28 protein-coding genes and 2 pseudogenes are annotated in these 26,610 nt (G+C 52.9%); 26 read left to right on the top strand and 4 right to left on the bottom strand.

Annotated elements, in window-relative coordinates; genetic code table 11:
- The first annotated feature begins 70 nt into the window (after positions 1–70).
- The 6 genes from KNP02_RS14835 to KNP02_RS04180 all read left to right on the top strand — a co-directional run bounded on the left by KNP02_RS14835 (position 71) and on the right by KNP02_RS04180 (position 6,301).
- Positions 71–343 carry a hypothetical protein gene (locus tag KNP02_RS14835; RefSeq protein WP_251129196.1) on the top strand — a complete coding sequence of 91 codons (273 nt, stop codon included), beginning with the start codon at positions 71–73 and terminating at the stop codon, positions 341–343.
- Positions 340–1,299 carry a hypothetical protein gene (locus tag KNP02_RS04200; protein ID WP_251129195.1) on the top strand — a complete coding sequence of 320 codons (960 nt, stop codon included), beginning with the start codon at positions 340–342 and terminating at the stop codon, positions 1,297–1,299. The genes KNP02_RS14835 and KNP02_RS04200 overlap by 4 nt, the downstream gene beginning before the upstream one ends.
- A 155-nt stretch (positions 1,300–1,454) precedes the next feature.
- Entirely contained in the window at positions 1,455–1,934 is a 480-nt protein-coding gene (rpoE, locus tag KNP02_RS04195; RefSeq protein WP_214708420.1) for a DNA-directed RNA polymerase subunit delta, read from the top strand.
- 235 nt (positions 1,935–2,169) lie between these two features.
- Positions 2,170–3,765, top strand: a complete 1,596-nt coding sequence (locus KNP02_RS04190) for a CTP synthase (protein WP_214708422.1) — start codon at positions 2,170–2,172, stop codon at positions 3,763–3,765.
- A gap of 138 nt (positions 3,766–3,903) precedes the next feature.
- A complete protein-coding gene (locus KNP02_RS04185; protein ID WP_214708424.1) occupies positions 3,904–4,734 on the top strand; it encodes a TVP38/TMEM64 family protein in 831 nt (276 codons plus the stop codon).
- 232 nt (positions 4,735–4,966) lie between these two features.
- Positions 4,967–6,301 carry a polysaccharide deacetylase family protein gene (locus KNP02_RS04180; RefSeq protein WP_214708426.1) on the top strand — a complete coding sequence of 445 codons (1,335 nt, stop codon included), beginning with the start codon at positions 4,967–4,969 and terminating at the stop codon, positions 6,299–6,301.
- 35 nt (positions 6,302–6,336) lie between these two features.
- Here KNP02_RS04180 and KNP02_RS04175 read toward each other — a convergent pair whose 3' ends face one another.
- Entirely contained in the window at positions 6,337–7,452 is a 1,116-nt protein-coding gene (locus tag KNP02_RS04175) for an NADH-dependent flavin oxidoreductase (protein WP_214708428.1), read from the bottom strand.
- A 260-nt stretch (positions 7,453–7,712) separates the two neighbouring features.
- Between KNP02_RS04175 and KNP02_RS04170 the strand changes: the two genes are divergently transcribed.
- Positions 7,713–9,368, top strand: a complete 1,656-nt coding sequence (locus tag KNP02_RS04170; protein ID WP_251129194.1) for a glycerol-3-phosphate dehydrogenase/oxidase — start codon at positions 7,713–7,715, stop codon at positions 9,366–9,368.
- 42 nt (positions 9,369–9,410) lie between these two features.
- On the opposite strand, the gene KNP02_RS04165 is transcribed toward KNP02_RS04170, so the two are convergent.
- Positions 9,411–9,599, bottom strand: coding sequence for a hypothetical protein (locus KNP02_RS04165; protein ID WP_214708430.1), 189 nt, complete (start codon positions 9,597–9,599; stop codon positions 9,411–9,413).
- Positions 9,600–9,711: 112 nt separating this feature from the next.
- On the opposite strand from KNP02_RS04165, the gene KNP02_RS04160 reads away from it, so the two are divergent.
- The 10 genes and pseudogenes from KNP02_RS04160 (at position 9,712) to KNP02_RS04115 (ending at position 17,231) form a co-directional block, all read left to right on the top strand.
- On the top strand, positions 9,712–10,062 hold the full coding sequence (locus KNP02_RS04160; protein ID WP_034779268.1) for a YxeA family protein: 351 nt from the start codon (positions 9,712–9,714) through the stop codon (positions 10,060–10,062).
- 80 nt (positions 10,063–10,142) lie between these two features.
- Positions 10,143–10,502 carry a response regulator gene (locus KNP02_RS04155; protein WP_034779266.1) on the top strand — a complete coding sequence of 120 codons (360 nt, stop codon included), beginning with the start codon at positions 10,143–10,145 and terminating at the stop codon, positions 10,500–10,502.
- A 160-nt stretch (positions 10,503–10,662) separates the two neighbouring features.
- Positions 10,663–11,517, top strand: coding sequence for a class II fructose-1,6-bisphosphate aldolase (gene fba / locus KNP02_RS04150; RefSeq protein ID WP_138858762.1), 855 nt, complete (start codon positions 10,663–10,665; stop codon positions 11,515–11,517).
- Between the two features lie 98 nt (positions 11,518–11,615).
- A complete protein-coding gene (locus KNP02_RS04145) occupies positions 11,616–11,846 on the top strand; it encodes a hypothetical protein (protein WP_214708432.1) in 231 nt (76 codons plus the stop codon).
- Between the two features lie 12 nt (positions 11,847–11,858).
- Entirely contained in the window at positions 11,859–12,446 is a 588-nt protein-coding gene (locus KNP02_RS04140) for a hypothetical protein (RefSeq protein ID WP_214708434.1), read from the top strand.
- A gap of 79 nt (positions 12,447–12,525) precedes the next feature.
- Entirely contained in the window at positions 12,526–13,176 is a 651-nt protein-coding gene (gene fsa, locus KNP02_RS04135; RefSeq protein ID WP_128123504.1) for a fructose-6-phosphate aldolase, read from the top strand.
- A gap of 26 nt (positions 13,177–13,202) precedes the next feature.
- Entirely contained in the window at positions 13,203–14,456 is a 1,254-nt protein-coding gene (murA, locus tag KNP02_RS04130) for a UDP-N-acetylglucosamine 1-carboxyvinyltransferase (protein ID WP_214708436.1), read from the top strand.
- 17 nt (positions 14,457–14,473) lie between these two features.
- Positions 14,474–15,442: a class II fructose-bisphosphatase gene (gene glpX / locus KNP02_RS04125; protein ID WP_214708438.1), complete on the top strand. Its 969-nt coding sequence runs from the start codon at positions 14,474–14,476 to the stop codon at positions 15,440–15,442.
- Positions 15,443–15,463: 21 nt separating this feature from the next.
- Positions 15,464–16,471, top strand: a pseudogene (locus KNP02_RS15115) (ATP-binding cassette domain-containing protein).
- Positions 16,461–17,231 (top strand): ABC transporter permease, encoded by a 771-nt coding sequence (locus KNP02_RS04115; RefSeq protein WP_138858765.1) that lies wholly within the window; start codon positions 16,461–16,463, stop codon positions 17,229–17,231. Before KNP02_RS15115 ends, KNP02_RS04115 begins: the two are co-directional and overlap by 11 nt.
- A gap of 10 nt (positions 17,232–17,241) precedes the next feature.
- Here the strand turns inward: KNP02_RS04115 and KNP02_RS04110 are convergent.
- A pseudogene (locus KNP02_RS04110) lies at positions 17,242–17,640 on the bottom strand (hypothetical protein).
- A gap of 118 nt (positions 17,641–17,758) precedes the next feature.
- Between KNP02_RS04110 and KNP02_RS04105 the strand changes: the two are divergent.
- Positions 17,759–18,265, top strand: a complete 507-nt coding sequence (locus KNP02_RS04105) for a DUF421 domain-containing protein (RefSeq protein WP_214708440.1) — start codon at positions 17,759–17,761, stop codon at positions 18,263–18,265.
- A 23-nt stretch (positions 18,266–18,288) separates the two neighbouring features.
- Here KNP02_RS04105 and KNP02_RS04100 read toward each other — a convergent pair whose 3' ends face one another.
- Entirely contained in the window at positions 18,289–18,990 is a 702-nt protein-coding gene (locus KNP02_RS04100; RefSeq protein WP_214708442.1) for a C40 family peptidase, read from the bottom strand.
- 378 nt (positions 18,991–19,368) lie between these two features.
- Here KNP02_RS04100 and rho point away from each other — a divergent pair, with 378 nt between their 5' ends.
- From rho to KNP02_RS04060, 8 genes are all read left to right on the top strand, one after another.
- Positions 19,369–20,709, top strand: a complete 1,341-nt coding sequence (gene rho, locus KNP02_RS04095; protein WP_021066108.1) for a transcription termination factor Rho — start codon at positions 19,369–19,371, stop codon at positions 20,707–20,709.
- A gap of 82 nt (positions 20,710–20,791) precedes the next feature.
- A complete protein-coding gene (locus KNP02_RS04090; RefSeq protein WP_021066109.1) occupies positions 20,792–21,034 on the top strand; it encodes a type B 50S ribosomal protein L31 in 243 nt (80 codons plus the stop codon).
- 99 nt (positions 21,035–21,133) lie between these two features.
- Positions 21,134–22,357 carry a cation:proton antiporter gene (locus KNP02_RS04085; RefSeq protein WP_214708444.1) on the top strand — a complete coding sequence of 408 codons (1,224 nt, stop codon included), beginning with the start codon at positions 21,134–21,136 and terminating at the stop codon, positions 22,355–22,357.
- Between the two features lie 116 nt (positions 22,358–22,473).
- Positions 22,474–23,085: a thymidine kinase gene (locus KNP02_RS04080; RefSeq protein WP_021066110.1), complete on the top strand. Its 612-nt coding sequence runs from the start codon at positions 22,474–22,476 to the stop codon at positions 23,083–23,085.
- 79 nt (positions 23,086–23,164) lie between these two features.
- Positions 23,165–24,235 carry a peptide chain release factor 1 gene (gene prfA, locus KNP02_RS04075; RefSeq protein WP_034780138.1) on the top strand — a complete coding sequence of 357 codons (1,071 nt, stop codon included), beginning with the start codon at positions 23,165–23,167 and terminating at the stop codon, positions 24,233–24,235.
- Positions 24,235–25,107 carry a peptide chain release factor N(5)-glutamine methyltransferase gene (gene prmC / locus KNP02_RS04070; RefSeq protein ID WP_214708551.1) on the top strand — a complete coding sequence of 291 codons (873 nt, stop codon included), beginning with the start codon at positions 24,235–24,237 and terminating at the stop codon, positions 25,105–25,107. Before prfA ends, prmC begins: the two co-directional genes overlap by 1 nt.
- Positions 25,073–26,083, top strand: coding sequence for an L-threonylcarbamoyladenylate synthase (locus KNP02_RS04065; RefSeq protein ID WP_138858770.1), 1,011 nt, complete (start codon positions 25,073–25,075; stop codon positions 26,081–26,083). Before prmC ends, KNP02_RS04065 begins: the two co-directional genes overlap by 35 nt.
- 22 nt (positions 26,084–26,105) lie before the next feature.
- Positions 26,106–26,606: a low molecular weight protein arginine phosphatase gene (locus KNP02_RS04060; RefSeq protein ID WP_214708446.1), complete on the top strand. Its 501-nt coding sequence runs from the start codon at positions 26,106–26,108 to the stop codon at positions 26,604–26,606.
- Positions 26,607–26,610: the final 4 nt, after the last annotated feature.

The raw sequence follows: 26,610 nt of genomic DNA, 5'->3' as shown, positions 1-26,610 counted from the left end.
TCGCACTAGAAGCGGGAAAGAGAAGAAAGAGAGATGGATTCGGCCATTTTTGAGAAATGAGGTGTTCCGTTTGAAGAACACGGTCGTGTTATTGACGATTGTCAGTGCCCTCAGCAGTCAAATTTTGCCTCAAATCTTATTTTTATCACTTATGGCAGTGGAAGAAGGCTCAGGACGATTAATCCCGTTCATGATTTTTTATGTGGCGAGTATGTCGGGGCTATTGTTATGGGTGTATGTCATCGGACGGCTAGGCTCGAAACGGACATTCTTGTTGGCATTGTCCGTCTTGGTCGCGGGCTTGTCTGCTTCTTGTGGCCGTTTGGCTAGGCCATCGAATTGAGCGCCTTTCTTGTCGGTGTCGGGTCGATTATGACGACGATTCTGTCACAGCTAAGCGAATTGTCGGCACCAAAACAACCGTCAGATGAGAAAGGGAGTTCGTTACCGCTTGTGCTCACGCTCATTGCTTGGATTGTCGCCTTCTCCTATATCCTGACGCAATCGTATAACGGGGCCGTCCTTCTATTCCTCGTCAGTCTCGTTCTTCCATGGTCGTTTGTCAGAAAGTTGCCGCTCGAGAAAACGGCGACGTGGACGTGGGCGACCGGGAAGTTCGTGCTTGCCTTCATCACCGTCACCGTGTTCACGTTGGTGAGCCGTCTCCTCAGCCTGTTGGAAGGGGCGAGCGGGTACGTGGAAATCTTTTTATTGATGATTATTCTGCTCGGGTACGTCGGATGGGTATTGTTCCAGGAGCGGACGAGAACGTACGTCAGTGCGACCAAAACACGGCAAGTCCAGTTGCTCTCGTTCGTCGTCGGATTGTTCGGCGGTTGGACGTTGATTGGCGCCGTATTCGTCAGTCTGGCGCTATATTCGTTTCAAGTGCTTTTGTTCTATGTGTTCATGCCGTTCTTGGCGGGCGTCATCGGCTGGATATTATTGAACCGTGTGTTCGACGTGGCGCGTCATCAGTACTACGTCCTGCTCGTCACGTCGTTGCTATTCTTCCTCGGATTCTTGGAGCCGCTCGTGTTCATCCCGGTCTTGTTTGTGAGTGGGTACGTCCAGACGATGTATGCGAGTGCGGGTCACGTCTATCTATATGCATCGTATGGGGGCATAAAGAGTTTGCCTTGTTGCTGTTGCAACTATGGAAACGGTTCGGGATGGTCGTCGCGTATTCCGCGCTTATGGTCGGATTGCTCGGCTACGGTCTATATACCGGCCAGTCGGTCAATGCGGAGTTGTCCTTCAAAGTCCCACGCGATTGGATGCTTGGGGTGCTCGGACTGACGTGGATCTTCAACGTTGGATTGATTACGCTCTATTGGTTAAGCATCCAAAAAAAACGTTGAAACTTCAAAATAATTTCCTCTAGCTTTTTCATATCGGTTTTGTTTATAATGAGGAGTGATGTTTAACTAGTGACGGAAAAGGAGTGTCCTTTAATGAATAAATCGTTGATTGATTTCGTTTACGAAATTCTTCAAAAGACTGGCGAGCAACCAGTATCATTTGATGAGATCCGTGAGCTGATCAGACAAAACTATACGTTCGCAAGTGAAGAGGAAGAGCTCGAGAAAATCGCGCAACTCTACACGGACATGAACATCGACGGACTATTCGTCAACTTGGGAGCTAACCGTTGGGCGCTTCGTGTTTGGTATCCGTTCGATAAGTCAGACGAAGATCTCGTCATCGAAGCACGCCAACGCGGTGAGCTCGATGAGTTCGAAGAAGGGATCGATGAGACAGATGAAGGCATCGTCGACATTGAAGACGACCTTGACGTCTTTGCAAAAGGTGAAGATTTTGACGCATCTGAGTTCGATGCCGAGGATGAAGCCGAAAAAGTGGAAGGCCTTGACGAGTTCGAGGACGAAGACTTGGACGACGACCTCGACCTTGAAGACGAGGATGATTTATAAGAGACCGCAAAAAGCCGGGCATTTGTCCCGGCTAGGCGTGTCTCTTTTTCTTTTTTGATAGTTGAAAAAAAGAAAAAATAATGACTTGACGACTGCATCGTCTCTGACGTAAATTAGTCATGGGCTAGTTTAGCACGTAACGATGCAGCAAAAGTGTCCTCCATTTCAGTGGGGGCACTTTTGCTTTTTTTGTTTTTTCGTTTCCCGTTGTGGCATTCAAGAGAGGAGAATGATGATGACAAAGTATATTTTCGTAACAGGTGGGGTAGTATCTTCACTCGGTAAAGGGATCACAGCCGCTTCGCTCGCACGTCTACTCAAAAACCGAGGTTTGAACGTGACGATTCAAAAGTTTGACCCATATATCAATATCGACCCAGGGACGATGAGCCCGTACCAGCACGGCGAGGTGTTCGTCACAGATGACGGCGCCGAGACGGACCTTGACCTCGGTCACTACGAGCGCTTCATCGACATCAACTTGTCACAAAACGCCAACGTGACGTCAGGTCGCATCTACTCGACGGTCTTGAAAAAAGAACGCCGTGGCGATTATAACGGGGGTACGGTCCAAGTCATCCCGCACATCACGAACGAGATTAAAGACCGTGTCTTCCGCGCCGGTCGCGAGACGAACGCAGATGTCGTCATCACAGAGATTGGTGGAACAGTCGGGGACATCGAGTCGCTTCCGTTCATTGAGGCCATTCGTCAAGTGAAGAACGACATCGGCAAAGAGAACGTCATGTACGTCCACTGTACGCTCGTCCCTTACCTTCGCGCTGCCGGTGAGATGAAGACGAAACCGACGCAGCACAGCGTCAAAGAGCTTCGTAGTTACGGGATTCAACCGGATATCATCGTCCTCCGTACCGAGCACGACATTCCGGAAGATATGCGTGAAAAGATCGCCTTGTTCTGTGACACGCGCAAAGAAGCGGTCATCGAAGCACAAGACGCATCAACCCTTTATGAAGTACCGCTCAACCTTCAAAAACAAGGGATGGACCAACTCGTCAACGACTACTTCGGCTTCAACACGCCAGCTGCGGATATGACGGCTTGGAAAGAGCTCGTGCACACGGTCACGCACCTCGAGAAGAAAGTGAAAATCGCCCTCGTCGGGAAATACGTTGAACTTCGTGACGCGTACATCTCGGTCGCGGAATCGCTCAAACACGCCGGTTACGCCTTCAACGCGGACATCGATATCGATTGGGTCAACGCAGAAGACGTGACGGCGGAAAACGTCGAGACGATTCTCGGGGATGCTGATGGGATTCTCGTCCCAGGCGGATTCGGAGAACGCGGAATCGAAGGGAAAATCGAAGCGACACGTTATGCCCGTGAGAACAACGTCCCATTCTTCGGGATTTGTCTCGGCATGCAGCTTGCGACGGTCGAGTTCGCCCGCAACGTCTTGAAGCTCGATGGCGCCCATTCGGCGGAGATCGATCCGACGACGGACTACCCGATCATCGACCTTCTCCCAGAGCAAAAAGATATCGAGGACCTCGGTGGCACGCTCCGTCTCGGCCTCTATCCATGTAAGCTCGAGCCAGGAACGAAAGCGCACGCCGCTTACAATCAAGAGCTCGTCTATGAGCGCCATCGTCACCGTTACGAGTTCAACAACGAGTACCGTGAGGCGTTCGAAGCGGAAGGGTTCAAGTTCTCAGGAACGAGCCCGGACGGCCGTCTCGTCGAAATCATCGAGATTCCAGAGCACAAGTGGTTCGTCGCGTCACAGTTCCATCCAGAACTCATTTCGCGTCCGGAGCGTCCACAACGCTTGTTCCACGATTTCATCCAAGCTTCATTCGGCGAGTGAGTGTTAGGTCACAGTCTCTCATCAGACTGTGGCCTTTTTTCTCGGGCAAAAGGCTGATACATTCCGTAGCCCCAGATGGATACATCGAGGCAGGAATCCGGGTACACTAAGAGTAGAACGGGGAGAGGGCGATGCGACATGCAGAAACGAATGATGGTGTATATCGGATACGGAGGCGCGCTCGTCGCGCTCAGCCTGTTGCCGTTCGTCGTCTTGCCGACGCTATTGCTCCCTTATCAACTTGGATGGACCGGGATCGTGTTGCTCGCACTCTCGATCGGTCTATTGCGATCGATTCGTGAAGGGTCGAATACGTACTTGAAACAGATGTTGAAAGTGACGTTTACACTATTTCTTTTGTTTGTCTTCTTATATTACGTTTCATTTGGGCTCGTCCTGTACGATTCATATGGACTTGAACGATTGCTCGAACAGTATGGGGAGCAGGCCATGTGGGTGTTCGCCGCATTCAGTTTTTTACAACCGATTGCACTCCCTGTACCAGAGGCGGTTAGTATCCCGATTGGGAGCGTCGCACTCGGTCCGCTTCGAGCGGCTTTGATCGGTAGTATCGCCACGACGCTCGGTATTCTCGTCATGTACGGGATCGCGCGCTTCGGTCGAGAGCGAATGATGCGGCTTATCGATGCCGACAAACTTGCGACGTATGATCGGTACGTCGATCAATATGGGCTCGGTGTCCTGCTCGTCTTGTTCGTCATTCCGATTTTGCCTGATGAAGTGATTTGTCTCGCTGCCGGATTTAGCCGGGTTCCATTTCCACGCTTTGCATTGATCGCAATCGGGGCGAAACTTGTCACGTCGTTCGGGCTCGCTTACTCGGTCGCACTAGGCGAGTTATTCCTCACCGGGGCAAGCCCGTTCGCGATCATTTCCGTGATGGCGAGTCTCATTCTTGTTATCCTTGCTTTTATCTGGCGTCAACGCAGGAAAGGGAACTCCAACTGATGGTTATAAAATGGATGTGGAGCGAGAACGCGATTCAAAACGCAACGTCTCAATTGGAGGCGTTGCGTTTTTTCTGATTTGGAATAGTGACGTAAGCGTCTTTCCTTCCATAATTGAACCACATTGATCGTAGCGCATTGAATGAATAATTGATGCCAGATTGATAATTTTTCTAGAATTGGATTTGGTAAACTCATAACGTCTAGATGATCTGTGAATAGGAGAGAGAACGATGAAACGCAATAGGTGGATTATGCTCGCGTTTTTATTGATTAGTGCGGGCACATGGTATTACATGGCAGATGCTGCCCCGACAACGAAAAAAATTCTGACGCCATCCTTTACAGGGAACTATCCTGGTCTCTATTTGACCGTCGAAAGCGTTCAGACAAAAGCGTATACGATGGCAATATCGGTTCCAAGAACTGACCATGATGCAGTGAACGAGAAACTTGATGCTTTTATAGCAGAAAAACGAGCACTATTTGAAGCAGAACTAGTAGAACACGATAAGCGTCAAGGGCATTTGAATATTCAAACCGACACGGTTCGAGTGAGTGAGACGGTCTACGCACTCGTTGTCCATACATATGCATTCACTGGAGGTGCAAACGGCACGGCAACGGTGAACGTATTTCGATTTGACGTTGCGACAGGGGAATGGATCGGATGGGACGACGTATTTCAAACAGGGAATGAATCGAAAGACTGGTTCAAAAAAGTGGTGTCCGAAGAAGCTCAAAAAAATGACTACGTATTCGAAGAGCTCTTAGACGAAGCACTTAGAACACCCGAAACGACGAACTGGTTGCTCACGTCGTCTGGACTGACGGTCTGGTTTGATGAGTACGAAGTAGCAGCTGGGGCGGCTGGGGCCATCGAAGTGAACATCCCGTTCGAGGTCGTCAAACCGTATGTTACGATGGATGTGGATGAGGAAAAGAATGATCGAGAAGATGTGGTGACGCCATATCCGGATCGGAAACCGCTTGACCCAGATGGAAAGTATGTCGCTTTAACGTTTGACGATGGTCCGCATCCGACGGTGACGCCACAGGTGCTCGCTGCGTTAAAACAGTATGACGCTCGGGCGACGTTCTTCATGCTCGGTAGTCAAATGGCATTTTATCCAGATGTGGCAAAAGCAGTCGCTGCGGCAGGACATGAATTGGCGAACCATACGGACCATCACCCAAACTTGGCACAACTATCAGCCGATGCGATCGATGTCGAACTTACTGCTGTCGACACTCAAATCGAGGCGATCATCGGTGAGCCGGCTCATCTCGTCCGTCCACCATATGGTTCAAAAAATGAGGTGGTGGAACGAACGATCGAGTCGAGAGGACAGACGCTCGCCTTGTGGACTGTCGACTCGCTTGACTGGAGTCATCGTGACGCTTCACAGATGCATGAGTTGATCATGGGAGGGATCCATCCGAACGCAGTCGTACTCATGCATGATATTCATGAGTCGACAGCAGAAGGGCTCCCGCGTGTTCTTGCTTCCTTGCAAGAGGAGGGATATGAATTTGTCACGATGAGTGAACTGTTGACGATCAAATGACAGGAGAAAACCCGCTCGTTGGCGGGTTTTCTTGTTTACTTCACTTCTTGGTCTTTGATTGGGAACCAGCCGGCGCGTGTCGTGATGGCGTTCCAGAGCGGAGCCGGTACGGCGAGTTCGGCTTGCTTGTTCAAGTCGAGTTCGGTCTCGATCTCGTCTTCTCGGTCGTCTTTCACTTTCTCGAGCCAATCCGGGTCGATGATGAGTTCGCGGCCTAGCGCGGCGAGGTCGATGACGTTCAGTGCGTCTTCGACTTGACCTGGGCGCTGGAGCTGTCCGACTCCGATGAGCGGGATGGCACCGTTGATGCGTTTGGCGATGCGATCAATCGACCGCTCCGTCACGTTCTCGTTCCGCATTGAACCGATGTTGAAGTTCCAGAGCGAGGCGTGGAGGTAATCGAGGTTTTCTTCGAGCAACATATCGATCAATATGTCCGTATCGTCGAGCGTGATACCCGGCTCCTCGACTTCTTCCGGTGAGAAGCGGTAACCGATCAAGAAGTCGTCTGTGCCTTCGGCCGCACGTTTCACCGAGCGGATGACTTCACGCGGGAATGTGAGACGTGCGTTCACGTCGCCGCCGAAGCGGTCGTCGCGTCGGTTCGAGTGGGGTGAGAAGAACTGCTGAATCAAGTATGTGTTCGCCCCATGAATCTCGACGCCGTCAAAGCCGGCCTCGATGGCACGACGTGTCGCATCGCTGAACGCCTCGATGATGGCTTCGACTTCCTCGGTCTCGAGGGCACGTGGAGTGGCGGCCCCTTCACGGACCGGTGCGACGGCACTTGCGCTTACCGGTTGTTCGTTCGGTACGAGTTCCGGAGGAGACATGCGTCCCGCATGGAAGATTTGGAGAATCGCTTTCGCGCCTTCCGCTTTTAGACTTTCGGCGAGCTGGCGCAGCCCTGGAATGAACCTGTCGTCGTTCACACCGAAAGCGTTCGGGAACCCTTTGCCGTCCTCGGTCACGTAAGCACATGCCGTGATGGCGAGTCCGACGTTCTTGGCCCGCTTCCGGTAGTAGGCGAGTTCGTGCTCTGACACTTCACCCGTCGGTTCAGACGAATAGTGCGTCATCGGCGCGAGTACGAGCCGGTTGTGGAGCTCGACGCCGTTTTTAAATTGGAAAGGTTGTAACATGCGTTTCATAAAAACTCCTCCTTGTTGGTGATACCTTGAAGTCTAGTCGTCTCTTTTCGAAATTGCGAGCAGGACGCTTTCTGAGGAGCACGTTGCACACTTGGTGAGCGGGTCGATGGTTGAAGACGTGAGAATAGGGTATAATACAGGAGAAAAGTTGATAACCGGTTGGAGACTACAGAGAGACCACGACATGGGGGGCGAAGCCTTGTTTTGTTGTGGTCTCTTTTCATATACATCTGACCGGATTCATTATAGGAGGGGACAAGATGGAAATCAGAAATTTCTCAGCGAAAGAACGTGCCAAACGATACGAACAATTGACGGGGGAACGCCATGATATTCTCGTCGTCGGCGGAGGCATCACTGGTGCCGGGATTGCGCTCGATGCCGCATCCCGTGGGATGAAGACGGCCGTACTCGAGATGCAAGACTTCGCGGCCGGAACGTCGAGCCGCTCGACGAAACTCGTCCACGGAGGTTTACGTTATTTGAAACAGTTCGAAGTCGCACTCGTCGCCGAAGTCGGTAAAGAGCGGGCAATCGTCTATGAGAACGGGCCACACGTCACGACACCGGAGCGCATGCTGTTGCCGATGCATAAGGGCGGCACGTTCGGACCACTTTCGACCGCGGTCGGCTTGATGGTGTACGACTTCTTGGCCGGCGTCAAACGCGCAGAGCGCCGCTTGATGTTGAAACCGGATGAAGTCATTCAAAAAGCACCGCTCGTCAAAAAAGACGGTCTTGTCGGTGGCGGATATTACGTCGAATATCGGACGGATGACGCTCGGATGACGATTGAAGTTGCGAAAGAGGCGGCCAATCACGGTGCCCTCTTAATGAACTACTCGAAAGTGACCGGTCTCATCTATGAGCAAGGCAAAGTCGTCGGCGTGCACGTCGAGGACCAAATCGACGGTAAGACGTATGAGGTCTATGCGAAGAAAGTCATCAATGCGACCGGACCTTGGGTCGACGTGCTCCGCGAGCAGGACGGCTCGAACAAAGGGAAGATGCTCCGCTTGACGAAAGGGATTCACCTCGTCATCGACCAATCGAAATTCCCGCTCAAGCAAGCGATTTACTTCGATACACCGGACGGACGGATGGTATTCGCGATTCCACGTGACGGCAAGGCGTACGTCGGGACGACGGACACGTTCTTCGATAAGGATAAGGCTCACCCACGTATGACGACCGAGGATCGCGACTATATTTTAGAGGCGATTCACTATATGTTCCCAGATGTCAATGTGACGGCAGACGACGTCGAGTCGAGCTGGGCCGGGATTCGTCCGCTCATCTATGAAGAAGGCAAAGACCCATCTGAGATTTCACGGAAAGATGAGGTCTGGCAGTCAGAGAGCGGTTTGATTACGATTGCCGGCGGGAAGTTGACGGGTTACCGCAAGATGTCAGAGACAGTCGTCGATTTAGTGGCGAAACTGCTCAAACAAGAAGAAGGTATCGTCTTCCTCGCCTCGCGTACGAAGCATATGCCGATGTCGGGCGGCCATGTCGGTGGCTCGAAAGGGTTCGATGACTTCTTGACGAAGAAGAAGGCTGAACTGAAAAACCTTGGTCTCGATGACGTCAAAGCCGAGCAGCTCGTTCGTCTATACGGATCGAACATCGATCGTGTCATCGAGCGGATGGACTCGAACGCGTACGACCTTCCAGAGTACGTCTTTGCACAACTCATGTACGGCATCGAAGAAGAGTCGATCGTTCGGGCCATCGACTTCCTCGTCCGCCGGACCGGGGCGATGTTCTTCGACATCGATTTCGTCCGCGACCATAAAGATGGCGTGCTCCGTTGCATGGCTGACGTCTTCAAATGGTCGGACGCTCGTCTCGCCGAAGAACGGGCCGAAGTCGAGAAAGAGATTGATCTCGCCGTTGTCCCAGTGACCGTTGAATAATGAAATGAACCAAAAGGAACCTCGCCGCGGCGAGGTTCCTTTTCATATGCCCAGTTCTTCATAGTACGCCATGATGCGTTCGTCGAGCGCCTCGACGACGTCTGGTTCACCGAACAAATAGAGACAAAGATACGTACCGTCCTCACGGTACACTTCTGTCTCGACCGTCAGCGTGGTCTTGCGTCCTCCTAAGAGGAATAAAAAAAGAATGTACCATAGATGATGTCTCATAGTTCGTTTCCCATTCATGTAGTGAGTTCAGTATAGCAATCGTTCCGACGTTTAGAAATGGGGACACGATGGTATTGAACAAGATGGAAACGAGGAGAGTGGGGGATATGCGATGAAACGAGGACTTACGATTAGTGGCATCGTCCTCATCTTGTTTCTCGGCTGGCAATTCGTCGACACGAATCGGCTCTTTGCCGACGTCTACTATGCGAAAGTACCGAGCGCGGAAGTGATCGACCGAGGAACGACATACACGTATGAGATGATCGGCTATGACGAAGATGGAAAGAAACGCCCGATTACGTTCCAGGACCCGACGCGCTTGGCTGAAGGTGATTTTTTGAAAGTATATGTCAAAGATGAGGGACGGGTGACCGCGTACGAACCGGTAGCCGAGTCGGAAGTGCCGGCCCAGCTGAAGGACGAACAGACCGATGAACCGGTAGCGATACCGTTGCCTTGATTTCAAAATAGTCGCGTCGCCAAATGAAATTGGATTTGGTATGGTTAGAGTATTGCAAAATATGGAGAGAAGGTAGATGGATGTCACGGATGTTGATCGCAGACGACCAAGACGGGATTCGGTTGATGTTGGCACAGGTGTTCCAAAACCTCGGCATTGAGGTCGACACGGCGAATGACGGACTGAGCGCTTGGGAAAAGCTTGAACAGAACGGATATGATTTAGTATTGCTCGATATGAACATGCCGCGCATGTTCGGCCATGAGGTGCTCCGAAACATGCGTCAACGAGACATTGATACCCCGGTCATGATCATGACCGCGTTCGGCGAGAAATCGACACTCGAAGAAGTGCAACGCCTGGGCATCACCGCGCAATTCGAAAAGCCGTTCGATATTTATGGCATGATTGAAAAAGTGAAAGAAGTCCTAAAAATCTAGTGATTCGTCACGAAGATGACATATGTAAACGCTTGCGCAGAGCCATTTATATGCCCGAATAGCATAGGCACACGTTTCGACATGTGTTATAATGGGAACGAATTGCACGGGAGCACTTTTCCCATAGTGCACAATAGCGAACAGACAGGAGGATGTCATTATGCCATTAGTATCAATGACAGAAATGCTTAACAAAGCATTCGAAGGCAAGTATGCAGTCGGCCAATTCAACATCAACAACCTCGAGTGGACGCAAGCGATTCTTCGCGCTGCGGAAGACGAGAAATCACCAGTTATCCTCGGTGTATCAGAAGGTGCAGCGAAGTACATGGGTGGCTTCACAACAGTTGTTAAAATGACTGAAGGTCTCATGCACGACTACAACATCACTGTTCCAGTTGCAATCCACCTCGACCACGGTTCATCTTTCGACAAGTGTAAAGCAGCGATCGACGCTGGTTTCACGTCTGTTATGATCGACGGTTCACACCACCCGATTGATGAGAACATCGAAATGACGAAACAAGTCGTTGAATATGCACACGCTAAAGGCGCTTCAGTTGAAGCGGAAGTCGGCACAGTCGGCGGCGAAGAAGACGGCGTTGTCGGCGGCGTACAATACGCTGATCTCGACGAGTGTGTACGTGTCGTTAAAGAAGCGAAAGTTGACGCTCTTGCGGCAGCACTCGGTTCTGTACACGGAGAATACCAAGGCGAGCCAAAACTCGGCTTCAAAGAGATGGAAGAAATCGCAGAAGCGACTAAAACTCCACTCGTTCTTCACGGCGGTTCAGGTATTCCTGAGCACCAAATCAAAAAAGCAATCGAGCTCGGTCACAGCAAAATCAACGTTAACACAGAGTGCCAACAAGAATGGACTCGTGCCGTACGTGAGAAGCTCAACACGGACTCGAAAGTGTATGACCCACGTAAAGTCATCGGCCCTGGTGTCGAAGCGATCTACAACGTCGTTACTGGCAAAATGCGTGAGTTCGGTTCAAGCAACCAAGCATAATCCTGTCACATCAGTCGGTTCTCCCTGTGAGAACCGGCTTTTTTTATTGAAACATAAGCGGTTAGGGTACCGTATATAGATGAAAAGGGGGAGTTTGCATGAAGTATCAAGAACGTTCGACAGAATCATTTTGGCGCATTTTTTATATCGTCGGTCCCATCATTATAATTGGTATGACGTTGGCCTTTGCCGCGCTTCCGGTCATTCTCATCCTCATGAATCCGAAACCGTGGTTGATTCCGCTGTTGTCACTCACTGCACTCGGCGGTTACGGCGTGTATCGGTTCTTGCAACTGTTTCGCCAGCTGTTCTGGAAAGAGCGGCACTGATCGCACTATGAAGTGACCGCGACACATATTGAGGGGACGACGTATCGGCACGAGCCAGGTGAGTCAGTCGAGCAATCGTTCCCGCTCGATGCGATCAAGCAAGTCGTCTTCTTCCCGGCCATCGTCCGAAAGACAGAAGCGGCCATGCCGCATCCCTATAGACGACGGACGATCGAGTTGTGCCCGATGCTCGCCATCATGACCGAGGAGGATTCAATGGAAATCTTGTTCGACCAACGCGATCTCGACGCGTTCGAACAGTGGATTCAGTATTTTATCGGAGATAGCGTGCCAGTTTTCTATACACCGAAACGGCTCTACTGGATCGGGGCGAACATCGCGACACGGCGGGAGCGGTTCGACATGCTCCGTCGACCCGAAGAAATCATCCCGTTCACGTATACAGGCAACCTCGTGACCGACGAAGAGACCGCGGTCGGACTTTGGGTCGAGACGCATGGATCGGAGCGCTTGAAGAAAGGGCCGTATCAAGCGTATGAGACAAAACAAAAAAACGTGAAACGATGGACGGCAGTGGGGACGCTTGTCGGCGTTGGTTTACTCATCGGATCGATGCTCGCCATCGCCGCCTTCACGTAAAGGGTGTAGCAATTCCATGACAATTTCCTCATAATAAGAAGTGTAAGCGATCACAACACCATTCGAGGAGGAATTGTACATGCGTTTTTTCATTGATACGGCAAACGTGGAAGACATCAAGAAAGCTCATCAGATGGGCGTCATCGGGGGCGTGACGACGAATCCATCGCTCGTCGCCAAAGAAGGCGTCGATTTCCATACGCGGCTACGCGAAATCTGTGAGATCGTCGGGGATCTCTCAGTCAGTGCGGAAGTTATTGCGCTCGACGCAGCGGGTATGGTGGAAGAAGGAAAGGAACTTGCGGCCATCGCGCCGAATATTACTGTCAAGGTACCGATGACGCCAGCGGGGATGGAAGCGGTCAATACGTTTTCACAGCTCGGCATCAAGACGAACGTGACACTCATCTTTAACGCTAACCAAGCCTTACTTGCGGCTCGGGCCGGCGCGTCATACGTCTCACCATTCATCGGTCGTTTGGATGATATCGGTCAAGATGGCCTCGATCTTGTCGAGACGATTGCCAATATCTTTGCCATTCATGGGATTGAGACGGAAATCATCGCGGCTTCCGTTCGCCATCCGGTTCACGTGACGAAAGCAGCCCTTCTTGGCGCTGACATCGCCACGGTACCATATAAAGTCATCGAACAGATGATGAAACATCCGCTCACTGACAAAGGGATCGAGCAATTCTTAGCGGATTGGAACAACGCTCAATCCAAATAAGTTTGTCGCAGAAAGGTTTGATCATCGTGGAAATTCTCCATATCGTAGGACAGCAAAAGCTTGAAGGAACAGTTGACATTAGTGGTGCCAAACAGAGCGCCTTGCCTTGTCTCGTCGTAGCACTGTTGACGGAAGAACCGGTGACGATTGAGAACGTCCCCGTGATCGAGGACGTCGAAGTGATGCTCAGTCTATTACAAGAACTCGGGGTCGCGATTGAACGGGACGGGGAGCGGATGACGCTTCATGCGAAAGACGCTGTCGCCATGCCGCTACTCGGCTCAGAAACGCGTAAAGTCCGAGCCGCTGTCTATTTGCTCGGGGTGTTTGCGGCTCGTTTTGGGAAAGGGGCCGTCGGGCTTCCCGGTGGATATGCGATTGGTCCACGACCGATCGATTTACATTTGAAAGCACTCGAACGTCTCGGGATTAAAGTCGAGAACGAATCGGGACTCTACCATGTGAACGCCGAAAAATTGGAAGGGAATCGAATTTATCTCGACCTTCGCTCGTTCGGGGCGACGGTGAGTGCCATGCTCGCGGCCGTGCTCGCTGAGGGGACGACCGTCATCGAGAACGCGGCCATCGACCCGGAAATTGTCGACGTCGCAACGATGCTCACTTCGATGGGGGCACATGTCATCGGGGCAGGGACCGATGAGATTCGCATTAAAGGGGTCGACAAATTACACGGCTGCACGCACACGCTCATTCCTGACCGCTTAGAGGCCGGGACATTCATGATTTTTGGTGCTGTGGCAGGGGAAGTGACGGTTCGAAACGTCATCCCGACCCACTTAGAAGGTGTCATCCAAAAGTTGATGGATTACGGGGCTGAAGTCGAAGTGGACGAAGAATCGATTACAGTACGGGCGAACGCCTTCCGTCCGATTGATATTCGTGTCTTCCACTATTCGGGATATCCGACCGACCTGCAACCAATCATGTCGGCCGCGCTGTTGAAAGCAGACGGGACGAGTGTCGTCACGGATAAACTGTACGCCCAACGCTTCCGCCATATCGCGGAAATGCGACGGATGAACGCACAGATCACGCTCGAGGACGCTTCGGCCGTCATCCGTGGTGGGACGACGCTCGCCAATGCGGAAATGGAATGTGCGGACGCGCGGAGCGGGGCGGCACTCGTCTTGGCAGGACTTCAAGCGAGTGGTGAATCCACGGTGATCCATGCGGAAAAATTGAACGATTCTTATGTCGATTTCGTCGGCAAACTAAAACAACTCGGCGCCCTCGCCTGGGTCGATGAGGTGTCCGAGTAACAAAGGGGAGAATTCGGGTGGAACGTAGTTTATCAATGGAATTGGTCCGAGTCACAGAAGCGGCAGCGCTATCTTCGGCTCGCTGGATGGGTAGAGGCTTGAAAGAAGAAGCGGACGACGCGGCGACGACCGCGATGCGTGAAGTGTTCGATACGATCCCGATGAAAGGGGTTGTCGTCATCGGTGAAGGTGAGATGGATGAGGCGCCGATGCTCTATATCGGTGAAAAAGTCGGGAACGGCTACGGCTCACGCCTCGACGTCGCCGTCGACCCGCTCGAAGGGACGAGCATCGTCGCGACGGGGACGTGGGGAGCGCTCGCCGTCCTCGCTGTCGCCGATGCCGGTGATTTGCTCCACGCGCCGGACATGTATATGGACAAGATTGCCGTAGGTCCGGAAGCGGCTGGATTGATCAGTCTCGACAATTCGATTGAAGAGAATATCGCCATCGTCGCCAAGGCGAAGAACAAGAACGTCGAAGACGTCGTCGTGACGATCTTACATCGTGACCGTCACGAAGAGATGATTCAACGCGTCCGGGCGACCGGTGCTCGCATCAAATTGATTCCAGACGGTGACGTGGCCGCGGCCATCAACACGGCGTTCCCGAAAACGGGGGTCGATTTATTGCTCGGTTCGGGCGGTGCGCCGGAAGGTGTCATCGCGGCCGTCGCGATGAAGTGCCTCGGCGGTGACTTCCAAGGCCGTCTGCTTCCTGAAGACGAAGCCCAAGAGAAGCGTTGCCAAGACATGGGCATCGCCGACACGGGCCGGATTTTGCTTCTAGATGACCTCGTCAAAGGTGAGGATTGCATCTTCGCGGCGACGGGCGTGACGGACGGGGAGTTGCTCCGCGGCGTTCAGTTCACCGGACAAGGCGGTCAGACACATTCGGTCGTCATGCGTGCCAAGTCGGGGACGGTCCGTTTCGTCGAAGGCATCCACTCCTTGAAGAAAAAACCGAAAATGGTCATGAAACCTTAATTCTCTCGAGTCGCGGACGTGATGTCCGCGGCTTTTTTGATGTGTTCCTACATATTTACAATGCACGCAGAACGGGAAAGGAGGGGCAGGAGGTGTGTGAGGATGATTGAAGTGGAGTCACTCGTCAAGACGTTCGGAGATGTCCCTGCCGTCGATGGCATCTCGTTCTCGGTCCAGGAAGGGGAAATCTTCGCATTTTTAGGACCGAACGGAGCCGGGAAGTCGACGACCGTGCAAATGTTGACGACGCTCGTCCGGCCGACCGAAGGGAAGGCGCGGGTGAACGGATTCGATGTCGTCAAGCAAGAGAAAGACGTCCGGTTGTCCATCGGTGTCGCCCTGTAAGAGACCGGGATCGACAAAGTATTGACCGGGCGGGAACTGCTCGTCCTGCAAGGGCGATTGTTCAAGATGACCAAACAAGAGGCGGAGATGCGCGCCGAGGAACTGCTTCGTGTCGTCTCGCTCACCGAAGCGGCCGACCGGAGAAGCGGCACATATTCGGGCGGGATGCGGCGTCGGTTCGATTTAGCGCTCACGCTCGTCCATCGCCCGACCGTGTTGTTTTTAGATGAACCGACGACCGGGCTCGATCCCGTGAGCCGTATCGAGATTTGGAACGAGGTTCGACGGCTCAACGAGGAGTTCGGCACGACGATTTTTTTGACGACCCAGTACTTAGAAGAGGCGGACGAACTGGCCGACCGGATCGCCATCATTAATCATGGAAAAATCGTCAGCGAAGGGACAGCGGAAGCGTTGAAACGACTCGTCGGCGGCGAGACGATTGCGATGACGTTCCACAGCAATCAAGAGGCGGCCGCAGCCGCTGCGCTGTTCGGCCATGCGGCGACCGGGCAACACGTAGCGTTCGAGCTCGTCGACCATACGTTGATGGAAGTCGTGCGCCAACTCGATGAGCGTTCGCTTCAACCGGAACGTCTGACCGTGAAACAGCCGTCACTCGACGACGTGTTTTTAAAAGTGACCGGGGAATCATACGAAGGAGGTGTGCCCGATGTGGACTGAGACATGGCTCTTCACGAAACGGAGTCTCGTCACGACGATTCGAAATCCGTTCTCGTTCATCCCGAACTTGATCATCTCTGTCTTCTTTTTACTGGTTTACACGAGCGGGCTGTCGAGTGTCGCTTCGCTTCCTCAGTTTGATGGGAGCGCCTATTTGAACTTCATCTTGCCCGTCTCCATCGTCTCAGGGGCGGTCGGTGGGGCCGGTGGGACAGGGCAAGCGCTCGTCCGTGATATCGAGAGCGGGTACTTCGCCCGGTTGCTCCTCACGCCAGCGACGCGGACGGCGATTGTGCTCGGACCGATGATTGCCGGCATGTTGCAACTGCTCGTCCAGACGCTCCTCATTTTTGGCGTCGCATTCTTGCTCGGTTTGTCGATTCCGGTCGGTCTGCCTGGTTTCTTGTTCACGGTGTTGCTCGCCATCGGGTTCGGCCTCGGTTTCGCCGGCTACTCGGTCGGAGTCGCATTGAAGACACGGAACGCTCAGGCCGCACAGGCGGGGACGTTACTCTTCTTCCCGCTTATCTTCTTGTCGACGACGTTCGTCCCGAAAGAGTTGATTGAGGCCGAGTGGCTGAAAGTAGCGGCGACGTTCAATCCGACGACGTACATCTTTGAAGGGATGCGCGCCGTCTTGACGCAACCGACAATCGATTGGAGCGCGTTATCGGCTGGACTCGCCGTCGCCGGAGCGATGAGCGTCATCATGGTCGTGTTCGCGGCGACGAACGCGCGCGGCGCCTTAAAACAGAAATGACGAGCAGGATTTAACCCCGCTCGTCCTGGTCGATCATAAACGTGACAATCAAAAAGAGAATGAAACTGATCAATGAGACAGTGCCCCCGATAATGAAATAGACGAGGGTGACGGTCTCATTCCATTGGAACGGGTTCATCGTATAGAGCCACATCCCGCTCGTCAATCCAATCGATCCGAGCACGGCCGTTCATCCGTGAATCGTCACGAGCAGTTGGTTTCGGACCGAATAGACACGATAGAACACGCCCCAAGCGAAGGCCGATAACCAACCGGCGAGCAAGATATGGGCTTGAATCGGGCGGAAGGCGTAACTGCCGGCCCCCGACATATGCGAACCGAGCGCCGTCCCGATGACGCCGAACAGAGCGGCGAGGCGAATCAAACGAAGACTCCAAATCATTTCCATGGCGTAGAACAACTCCTTCAAGGTGATGGCTCCATCGTAGCGAATCCAGATGAACGGAAGATGAACAGGGATTGAATCGATGCGCTTCGTGGAACAGTAGTAGAGAAGGAGGGAGACGATGGACCAACTGCGAACGATGCTACAAATCATACTGACCGGGGTGGGGGCCTATTTGGCGATCATCCTCATCTTGCGAGTCTCCGGAAAGCGGACACTCGCCAAAATGAATGCCTTCGATTTTATCGTCACCGTCGCGCTCGGTTCGATTTTGGCCACGACACTGACGAGTCAACAGACGCCGTTACTGAACGGGTTGACCGCATTTGCGACACTCGTGTTCATGCAATACATCATGGCCAAGTTGGCAACCCGCTCGAAACGTGTGAATCAACTGATCAAGTCGACGCCAGCACTGCTTTACTATGATGGGATATATTTAAAAGAAATGATGCGCCGGGAACGGGTGCTCGAGATTGAAGTGTTGCAGGCGATCCGATCGAGTGGTACGGATTTCGATCAAGTCGAGGCCGTCGTCTTGGAGACGGATGGGACGTTTTCCGTATTGACGAGCACGGACACCGTGTTACGAAACGTCGAGACGAAAAAAACGACTCGGTTCCGATGAACCGAGTCGTTTGATCGTTTGTATTAGAGGTACGTGCCAGCACCGACATAACGTGGTGCCCAGTAACCTGATGTGAAGCTCGCGTATTTAACGCCGCCTGTCTCAGAGTTGATCATTTGTGTTTTGCTGAGTGCCATTCCAACGTGTTGGATCGTGCGGCCGTTGTGTGAGAAGAACACGAGGTCGCCGGCTTGAATCGCTGACTTCGAAACTTTCTTCGAGTTGGCGTATTGTGAGCGTGAATCACGTGGAATTGATTTGTTGATGGCTTTTTTGTAGACATGACCTGTGTAACCTGAGCAGTCAAATCCTGAAGTTGTCGTTCCACCGTAACGGTAAGGTGTACCAAGGTACTTCTTCGACTCGGCTACGAGTTTCGTGCGAGCGCTTGATGTAGAAGACGTTGTTACTTTCTTCGCAGTTGCTGTTTTCGTGTTTGGCTTCAAGTACGTATATGTCGATGAAGCTGAGATATAACGGTGAGACCCTTTGTAGTTGATTTTGTAGAACGAACCAACTTTACCGAGGTATGCATAGCGTTGGCCTTTGTTCATCGTTGTCGTGACTTTCGATTTGAGCGACGGTGCTGTGCGGATGTTCAAGCCGTTAACTTTCGAGTAAGCGAATGTTCCAGTAGCGGCTTCTGCTTGTTCACCTGTTGTGAAAGCAAGACCCGAGAAAGCGAGAGTGGCAGCGACAATGATAGATGCGAAACGCTTTAACATAATATATTTCCCTCCGTTTTTTAAAATAAAACCCTAAGTGGCTGTATATGATCGATGTGTGTAAACAATAGTCGAGCACAAGTTGCGGATGTTACCCGGTTTCCTGTGCAAATAAACTATATCATGCGCAAGACCGATGGCATTTTTCAATCACAAGACAAAAACGGTTTTCTTGTAACATATTTGAAACAATATGCGAGAATAGAGACTTGTTTGTTACATAGAAAGGGAAAAGACTGTTATGTTTTCAACAATAGGGGAATAGACTGTCATGAAGCCGTTTTTCAAACAGTGACGGCTCGACAGAATTGTGATTAGATGAATGAGGATTGAACGTTTATTTTTGAAATATAGAATCATGAAAGACAGGTGACTTGAATGAGTCAAACGACAGAACCGGCTAAAAATTACACGCTTCGGGAACTCGAGACGAAGACGTTGAAAGAATTATATGAAATCGCGAAAGAAGTGAACGTGCCCCAATATCGAGAGGCACGCAAGCGCGAGCTCATGTTTCGGATTTTAAAATCACAGGCTGAATCGAAAGATCTTTATTTCCTCGAAGGCATCCTTGAGATCATCCCGCCAAACCCGCAGTCCCAAAACGACGGAGGCTTCGGTTTCCTCCGACCGATCAACTACTCTCAATCGTCTGAAGACATCTACATCGCCGCCTCGCAAATCCGGCGCTTTAATCTTCGCAACGGCGACCTCGTGACGGGGAAAGTCCGGAAACCGAAAGAGAACGAACGGTTCCAAGGGCTGCTCAGTGTCGAAGCGGTCAACGGTGAGACGACCGACTCGACTCGGAATCGGGATTACTTCCCGGCGCTCACGCCGATTTACCCGGAACAGCAGATGGTGCTCGAGACAGAGCCGAATCACTTGTCGGTCCGCGTCATGGACATGATCGCGCCTGTCGGATTTGGACAGCGTGGGTTGATTGTCGCCCCGCCGAAAGCCGGGAAGACATCGCTTTTAAAAGAGATTGCCAACTCGATCACGACGAACCATCCGAACGTCGAGTTGATCATTCTCTTGATTGACGAGCGGCCAGAAGAAGTGACGGACATCCAGCGCTCGGTGCCGGGCGCAGATGTCGCCTACTCGACGTTTGATGAGACACCGGAGAACCACGCCCGGATTTCAGAGCTCGTCTTAGAGCGGGCGATGCGTCTCGTGGAACACAAGAAGGATGTCGTCATTCTGCTCGACTCGATCACGCGTCTGACACGAGCGTATAACTTGTCTGTCCCACCGAGCGGACGGACGCTCTCCGGCGGCATCGACCCGGCCGCGTTCCATAAACCGAAGAAGTTCTTCGGGGCGGCCCGTAACATCGAGGACGGCGGCAGTTTGACGATCCTCGGTACGGCGCTCGTTGACACAGGGTCACGCATGGACGACGTCATCTATGAAGAGTTCAAAGGGACGGGGAACATGGAGCTCCATCTCGACCGGAAGCTCGCGGAACGCCGGATTTTCCCGGCCATCGACATCCGTCGTTCGGGAACGCGGAAAGAAGAATTGCTACTCGGCAAAGGCGAACTCGACTCACTTTGGACGATTCGTCGCACGATGAACGAGTCGCCAGACTTCGTCGATCAGTTCTTGCGCCGGGTGCGGGAAACAAAAACGAACCTCGACTTTTTTGCGGCGCTTGAGGCCGATAAGAAAAAGAGTCGACGCCCGGTGAAAAAAACGAAAACGGACTTGTAAATCCGTGAACCGGGTGCTATTATATTCTAGTGAACTTTCTCTAGGTTGAAAGAATACTTAGGGCCGAAGGAGTTGAAAAGCAATGAAACAAGGAATCCACCCAGAATACCGTAAAGTCGTATTCATGGACTCGACGACTGAGTTCAAATTCATCTCTGGTTCGACTCGTTACTCTAACGAGACAATCACGATGGAAGATGGTAACGAATACCCACTCATCCGTGTCGATGTATCTTCTGACTCGCACCCGTTCTACACAGGTCGCCAGAAATTCGCATCTGCGGACGGTCGGATCGAGCGCTTCAACAAGAAGTACCAACGCTAATCGTCAACTTGTATGCACACCGCCTAGGGATTGCCCTTGGCGGTTTTTTGTTGTCTTTCGATGGGTAAAGAGATGAAAGACTGACGCGAGGGGGCTTTTATGGAATTCATATTGATTAGTATCAGTGTATTGATTGGCGTCGGTATATTGTCACAGTGGTTGGCTTGGCGCTATCAAATCCCGGCCATCATCGTCATGACGGTCGCAGGCGTTTTGGCGGGGCCGATTTTCGGATTGTTCGACCCGCGCGAACTGCTCGGTGAATTGTACAGCCCGATCATTTCATTTGCCGTCGCCATCATCTTGTTTGAAGGGAGCCTCGGCCTCCACTTCAGTGAAATCAATCAATTCCGCCGGTCCATCGTCCGTATCGTGACGATCGGGGTGACGTTGTCGTTCGTTGGGGCCTCGCTGTTGATTCAATATGTCGGGGGTCTCCATTGGGTCGCCGCTTGGACGATGGGGGCGCTGTTCGTCGTCACCGGGCCGACGGTCGTCATCCCGCTACTGCGCCAAGCGCATTTGAAGGACCGGGTCGGCGCCATCTTGAAATGGGAAGGGATTATCGTCGACCCGGTCGGTGCCCTTCTCGGCTTGTTCGTCATCCGCATCGGCTATATCGTCTACGAAGGGATGGACTTGTGGATGCAACTCTTGTTCGCGGGTGCTTGTCTCGTCGGCATCGGTCTCGGCTACTTGTTCGGGCACATGTTGATGGGCTGGTTTGTCGGTGAGAAAATCCCTCGCTATCTCCGGGCCTCGGTCACGTTGACGGCCGTCTTGATTTTGTTCTCATTGAGTGAATTCATGATGCATGAAGTCGGCCTGCTCGCCGTGACGGCGATGGGGATGACGATGGCGAACACGAAACATCGAGATGAGGAGATTATCGAAGAGTTGCAATCATTTAAAGAGGACATCTCGATCCTGCTCATCTCGTCGGTGTTCATCCTGCTGACGGCGTCGTTATCACGTGATGAACTGCTCAACATCTTCCAATGGCCGCTTCTTTTGACGATTGCCGGCATTTTGTTTCTCGTTCGTCCGCTCGCAATTTATGGATCGACGATCGGCGTCGGGCTTCCGCTCAGCGAACGTGGTTTCATCGGATGGATTGCCCCGCGTGGAATCGTCGCCATGACAGTCGCCGGTTTCTTCGCAGAAGAAGTGGCGCATCTCGGGATTGACGACGCGTCACAAATGTTGCCGCTCACGATCGGACTGGTCTTTATTTCTGTGACACTACACGGGCTGACGATTCGACCGCTCGCTCGAAAATTGCATTTGATTGATAATAAAAAAGAAGAAGCGGCAGACGAATGAAGCGAAATCGGGACGGGAGCATGCCGTTCCGATTTTTGTCAGAAGTCAACCCTTTTCCTGTGACCGAAAGATGGTTATAATCGGAAAGCGATTAACGAAGGAGAGGGCGAAGTAGAATGATGCATGTGACGAACCGTTACGGTTGGATAGAAGTGATTTGTGGGAGTATGTTTTCTGGGAAATCGGAGGAACTGATCCGCCGTGTCCGTCGGGCGCATTACGGGAAAATCCCTGTCCAAGTGTTCAAACCGGCGATTGACGACCGTTACCATGAGGAAAACGTCGTTTCCCACAGCGGCAATTCGGTCGTGGCCGTACCGATTCAATCGAGTCAAGATTTGTACGATGCGGTGCGCGAAGAGACGCAAGTCATCGCCATCGACGAGGTTCAGTTCTTCGACGAAGGGATCGTCGATGTGATTGAGCAATTGGCGTCAGAAGACAAACGTGTCATCTGCGCTGGACTCGACATGGACTTCCGAGGCGAGCCGTTCACAATGATGCCGGAACTGTTGTCACGTGCCGAATTTGTCACGAAACTGCAGGCGATTTGTCTGTCATGCGGGGCGCCGGCTTCCCGGACGCAACGATTGATTGACGGGGAACCGGCCCGTTTCGAGGATCCGGTCATCTTGGTCGGTGCCTCGGAGTCGTATGAGCCGCGTTGCCGCCATTGTCATGACGTCCCGAATAAACCACGCCCAGTCCGCCATACAGTGGCCGACTGACGTCCACGGACCGCCCTCGGCGGTTCGTTTTTTGCTATAATGAAGACAGTTCGATTTGACGGAGAAAGGACGGATCATCATGTTTGACCGTTTGAGCGTATTAGAAGAACGCTATATGCAATTAAATGAGATGCTCGCTGACCCTGAAGTGCTCAGCGATGCGAATAAATTACGACAATATTCAAAAGAACAGTCCCAACTCGAGGAGACGGTACAGGCATATCGCCACTATAAAGAAACGAGCACGGCGTATAAAGAAGCGAAACTCATGCTTGAAGATCGCACACTTGATGCCGACATGCGGGAGCTCGCCAAAGAAGAGATGGCGCTCCTCGAGCCGGAAGTGAAGGCGCTCGAAGCGAAACTTCGCGTCTTGCTGTTGCCGAAAGACCCGAACGACGACAAGAACGTCATCGTCGAGATTCGCGGAGCGGCCGGTGGGGACGAAGCGGCACTGTTCGCAGTCGACCTGTACAAGATGTACACGCGTTTCGCCGAGCGGCAGAACTGGAAGACCGAATTGATCGACGCCAACTATACAGAACTCGGCGGCTTCAAAGAAGTGACGTTCCTAATCAACGGGACCGGCGCCTACTCGAAATTGAAGTTCGAGAATGGGGCGCATCGGGTTCAACGCGTCCCATCGACCGAGTCGGGCGGACGCATCCATACATCGACGGCGACCGTCGCGGTATTGCCGGAAGCCGAGGACGTCGAAGTGCATATCGATATGAAAGACGTCCGTGTCGACACGTTCACGTCGTCCGGACCAGGGGGGCAGTCGGTCAACACGACCCAATCGGCCGTACGGTTGACGCACATTCCCTCGGGGCTCGTCGTCTCATGTCAGGATGAGAAGTCGCAACATAAGAATAAAGACAAAGCACTCAAAGTGCTTCGGGCTCGGCTCTATGACAAGATGCAGAGCGAACACCTCGAAGAACTGTCAGCGCAGCGCAAGTCTGCCGTCGGGACAGGGGACCGCTCGGAGCGGATTCGGACGTATAACTTCCCACAGAGCCGCGTGACCGATCACCGCATCGGACTCACGCTTCAAAAGCTCGACCGCGTCCTCGCTGGGGAACTCGAGGATATCATCGACGCCCTCGTCATGGACGAACAGGCTCGTCTCATGGAGGACGTGGATTGATGCGAATCGCTGCGAGATTGAAGCAAGCGGAGCGGGAACTTCTTGACGCGGGGCGCGATGCCTCGACCGCGGAGTGGTGGCTCATGCACGTCCTTGACGTCGATCGGACGGGACTGCTCATCCGTTTATCCGACGAATTGACAGAGGATGAAGAATCTGAATTCCGAACAGGATTCGAGCGCCTGCTCGCAGGCGAGCCGGTCCAGCATTTGATTGGGCACGCCCCGTTTTACGGGCGGATGTTCGAGGTCAATCGGGACGTCTTGATTCCGCGCCCGGAAACGGAAGAGTTGATCGAATGGGTCGTTGAGCACGTGACCGACGTGGCCGATGATGACATCGTCGATATCGGGACCGGCAGCGGGGCAATCGCCGTCACGCTAAGTCTCGAACTCGGTGTCCGCGTCCAGACGGTCGATATTTCCCGGGAAGCGATTGCTGTCGCCAAGCGGAACGCAACAGCGCTCGGGGCGGACGTGTCCTTCCATGAAGGTGATTGCCTCGCCCCGATTGCCGACGACTCGATTCGTGTGCTCGTCTCAAATCCGCCCTATATCGAGGCGGACGAACTGCTCGATGAGACGGTCTCAGGCTATGAGCCGCACCTCGCCTTGTTCGGAGGAGCAGACGGGCTCGATTTTTATCGGAAGATTATCGCCGACTCGATGCGCGTCTTGTGTGCCGATTGGCAATTGATTGCATTTGAAATCGGGTATAATCAAGGACAAGTTGTGAAATCGTACCTGTCCGAACGTTATCCTGAAGCAGAAACGGGTATTTTAAAAGATATAAACGGCAAAGACCGAATCGTCTACGCCGTGAGGGAAGGGATTGCGCATGGAAACGAAATGGATCAAGCCGACAGAAGTTGAGGAAGGGGTACGTCTCTTGCAGGCGGGCGAGGTGATCGCCATGCCGACGGAGACCGTCTACGGACTCGCCGGAGACGCGACGAACGACGTCGCCATCAAAAAGATTTTCGAGGCGAAAGGAAGACCGTCGGACAACCCGCTCATCGTCCACGTGGCCTCGGTCGAACAGGCCGAGCATTTCGCGCAAACCATCCCGCCGGTCGCCAGACGCTTGATGGAAGCGTTTTGGCCTGGTGCCTTGACCATCATCTTACCGTCGAACGGCCGAGCGTCTTCGTTCGTGACGGCTGGTCTTGATTCGATTGGACTCAGAATGCCGAATCATCCGGCCGCGCTGGAATTGATTCGTACGTCCGGTCTTGGACTGGCGGCACCGAGCGCGAACCGTTCTGGACGTCCATCACCGACGTCAGCCCGGCACGTGGCAGATGATTTGACTGGCCGGATCGCGGGTATTATGGATGGGGGACCGACAGGCATCGGTGTCGAATCGACCGTGATCGACTGCACGACGGAGCCGGCGATGATTTTACGTCCGGGCGGCGTGACGAAAGAAGCGATTGAGGCGGTCATCGGCCCGGTCATTCTCGATGCCAACTTGAGCGATGAAGCAGCTGCGCCACGATCACCAGGAATGAAGTACACCCATTACGCCCCGAGCGCCCCTCTTTATTTAGTCGAAGGAGGACGCGATGACCTCGTCCGTGTCATCACGACACGACAGGCGACGGGCAAGCGAGTTGGCGCACTCGTATTCGATGAAGCGACGACCCCGGCGGACGTCACCCTCTCCCTCGGTATTTCGATGGAGACAGCGGCCCAGCGTTTGTATGAGGCGTTGCGAAAGTTTGATGAGACGGATGTAGAAGAGATTTACGTGAATCGGATTGAACCGACGGGAGTCGCTCTTGCCGTATATAACCGCCTCTACAAGGCGGCAGGCGGTAAAGTCATCCGTCCACAGGAAGAGGCTTAAGGACATAGAGGAGGATCACGCGATGTCAATGAAACGCGTATTATTCATATGTAGTGGGAACACATGCCGAAGCCCGATGGCGATGGCCCTGCTCCGCTCGAAAGTGACGGGGGACGAGTTCGATATTCGTTCGGCCGGGCTGCGGACGATGCAAGGGTTCGACGCCTCAGAAAATGCACTCCAAGTGTTGCGTGAACGAGGAATTGAGCTCGATCACGTGACCCAGACATTCGACGATGTCCTCGGACGTTGGGCGGACGTCATCATGACGATGACACGGGCGCATCGTGAACAGATTCGGGACACGTACCCGGATTTGGCCGACCGCACGTTCACGTTATACGAGTTCGTCACCGGACTCGAGCGCGACATCAATGACCCGTTCGGAGGGTCGATGAACGTCTACCGCCAAGTCCGAAACGAACTCGAACCACTCGTGAATCGACTTGTGCTAAAATTGACGAATGACGGGTCAAAGGTGACAAAACCACCGAGACGCCTACCAAAGAAGACGGGGGAATGAACGA

Source organism: Exiguobacterium sp. s40 (assembly GCF_018617905.1).
GTDB lineage: Bacteria > Bacillota > Bacilli > Exiguobacteriales > Exiguobacteriaceae > Exiguobacterium > Exiguobacterium mexicanum_A.
The sequence above is the reverse complement of the archived record's forward strand: the minus strand, read 5'-3'. Positions and strand labels throughout refer to the sequence as shown.

Excerpts from the sequence above, each read along its gene's own strand:
- KNP02_RS04105 (WP_214708440.1), top strand. The coding sequence starts at position 17,759 with ATGGACCAACTGCGAACGATGCTACAAATCATACTGACCGGGGTGGGG.
- KNP02_RS04175 (WP_214708428.1), bottom strand. The coding sequence starts at position 7,452 with ATGAAACGCATGTTACAACCTTTCCAATTTAAAAACGGCGTCGAGCTC.
- KNP02_RS04090 (WP_021066109.1), top strand. The coding sequence starts at position 20,792 with ATGAAACAAGGAATCCACCCAGAATACCGTAAAGTCGTATTCATGGAC.
- KNP02_RS04115 (WP_138858765.1), top strand. The coding sequence starts at position 16,461 with ATGTGGACTGAGACATGGCTCTTCACGAAACGGAGTCTCGTCACGACG.
- KNP02_RS04065 (WP_138858770.1), top strand. The coding sequence starts at position 25,073 with ATGGAAACGAAATGGATCAAGCCGACAGAAGTTGAGGAAGGGGTACGT.
- rpoE (WP_214708420.1), top strand. The coding sequence starts at position 1,455 with ATGAATAAATCGTTGATTGATTTCGTTTACGAAATTCTTCAAAAGACT.
- KNP02_RS04165 (WP_214708430.1), bottom strand. The coding sequence starts at position 9,599 with ATGAGACATCATCTATGGTACATTCTTTTTTTATTCCTCTTAGGAGGA.
- KNP02_RS04160 (WP_034779268.1), top strand. The coding sequence starts at position 9,712 with ATGAAACGAGGACTTACGATTAGTGGCATCGTCCTCATCTTGTTTCTC.
- KNP02_RS04085 (WP_214708444.1), top strand. The coding sequence starts at position 21,134 with ATGGAATTCATATTGATTAGTATCAGTGTATTGATTGGCGTCGGTATA.
- fsa (WP_128123504.1), top strand. The coding sequence starts at position 12,526 with ATGCGTTTTTTCATTGATACGGCAAACGTGGAAGACATCAAGAAAGCT.
- KNP02_RS04100 (WP_214708442.1), bottom strand. The coding sequence starts at position 18,990 with ATGTTAAAGCGTTTCGCATCTATCATTGTCGCTGCCACTCTCGCTTTC.
- KNP02_RS04060 (WP_214708446.1), top strand. The coding sequence starts at position 26,106 with ATGTCAATGAAACGCGTATTATTCATATGTAGTGGGAACACATGCCGA.
- KNP02_RS04170 (WP_251129194.1), top strand. The coding sequence starts at position 7,713 with ATGGAAATCAGAAATTTCTCAGCGAAAGAACGTGCCAAACGATACGAA.
- fba (WP_138858762.1), top strand. The coding sequence starts at position 10,663 with ATGCCATTAGTATCAATGACAGAAATGCTTAACAAAGCATTCGAAGGC.
- prmC (WP_214708551.1), top strand. The coding sequence starts at position 24,235 with ATGCGAATCGCTGCGAGATTGAAGCAAGCGGAGCGGGAACTTCTTGAC.
- rho (WP_021066108.1), top strand. The coding sequence starts at position 19,369 with ATGAGTCAAACGACAGAACCGGCTAAAAATTACACGCTTCGGGAACTC.
- KNP02_RS04185 (WP_214708424.1), top strand. The coding sequence starts at position 3,904 with ATGCAGAAACGAATGATGGTGTATATCGGATACGGAGGCGCGCTCGTC.
- KNP02_RS04145 (WP_214708432.1), top strand. The coding sequence starts at position 11,616 with ATGAAGTATCAAGAACGTTCGACAGAATCATTTTGGCGCATTTTTTAT.
- KNP02_RS04180 (WP_214708426.1), top strand. The coding sequence starts at position 4,967 with ATGAAACGCAATAGGTGGATTATGCTCGCGTTTTTATTGATTAGTGCG.
- KNP02_RS04080 (WP_021066110.1), top strand. The coding sequence starts at position 22,474 with ATGATGCATGTGACGAACCGTTACGGTTGGATAGAAGTGATTTGTGGG.
- KNP02_RS04155 (WP_034779266.1), top strand. The coding sequence starts at position 10,143 with ATGTCACGGATGTTGATCGCAGACGACCAAGACGGGATTCGGTTGATG.
- KNP02_RS04190 (WP_214708422.1), top strand. The coding sequence starts at position 2,170 with ATGACAAAGTATATTTTCGTAACAGGTGGGGTAGTATCTTCACTCGGT.
- prfA (WP_034780138.1), top strand. The coding sequence starts at position 23,165 with ATGTTTGACCGTTTGAGCGTATTAGAAGAACGCTATATGCAATTAAAT.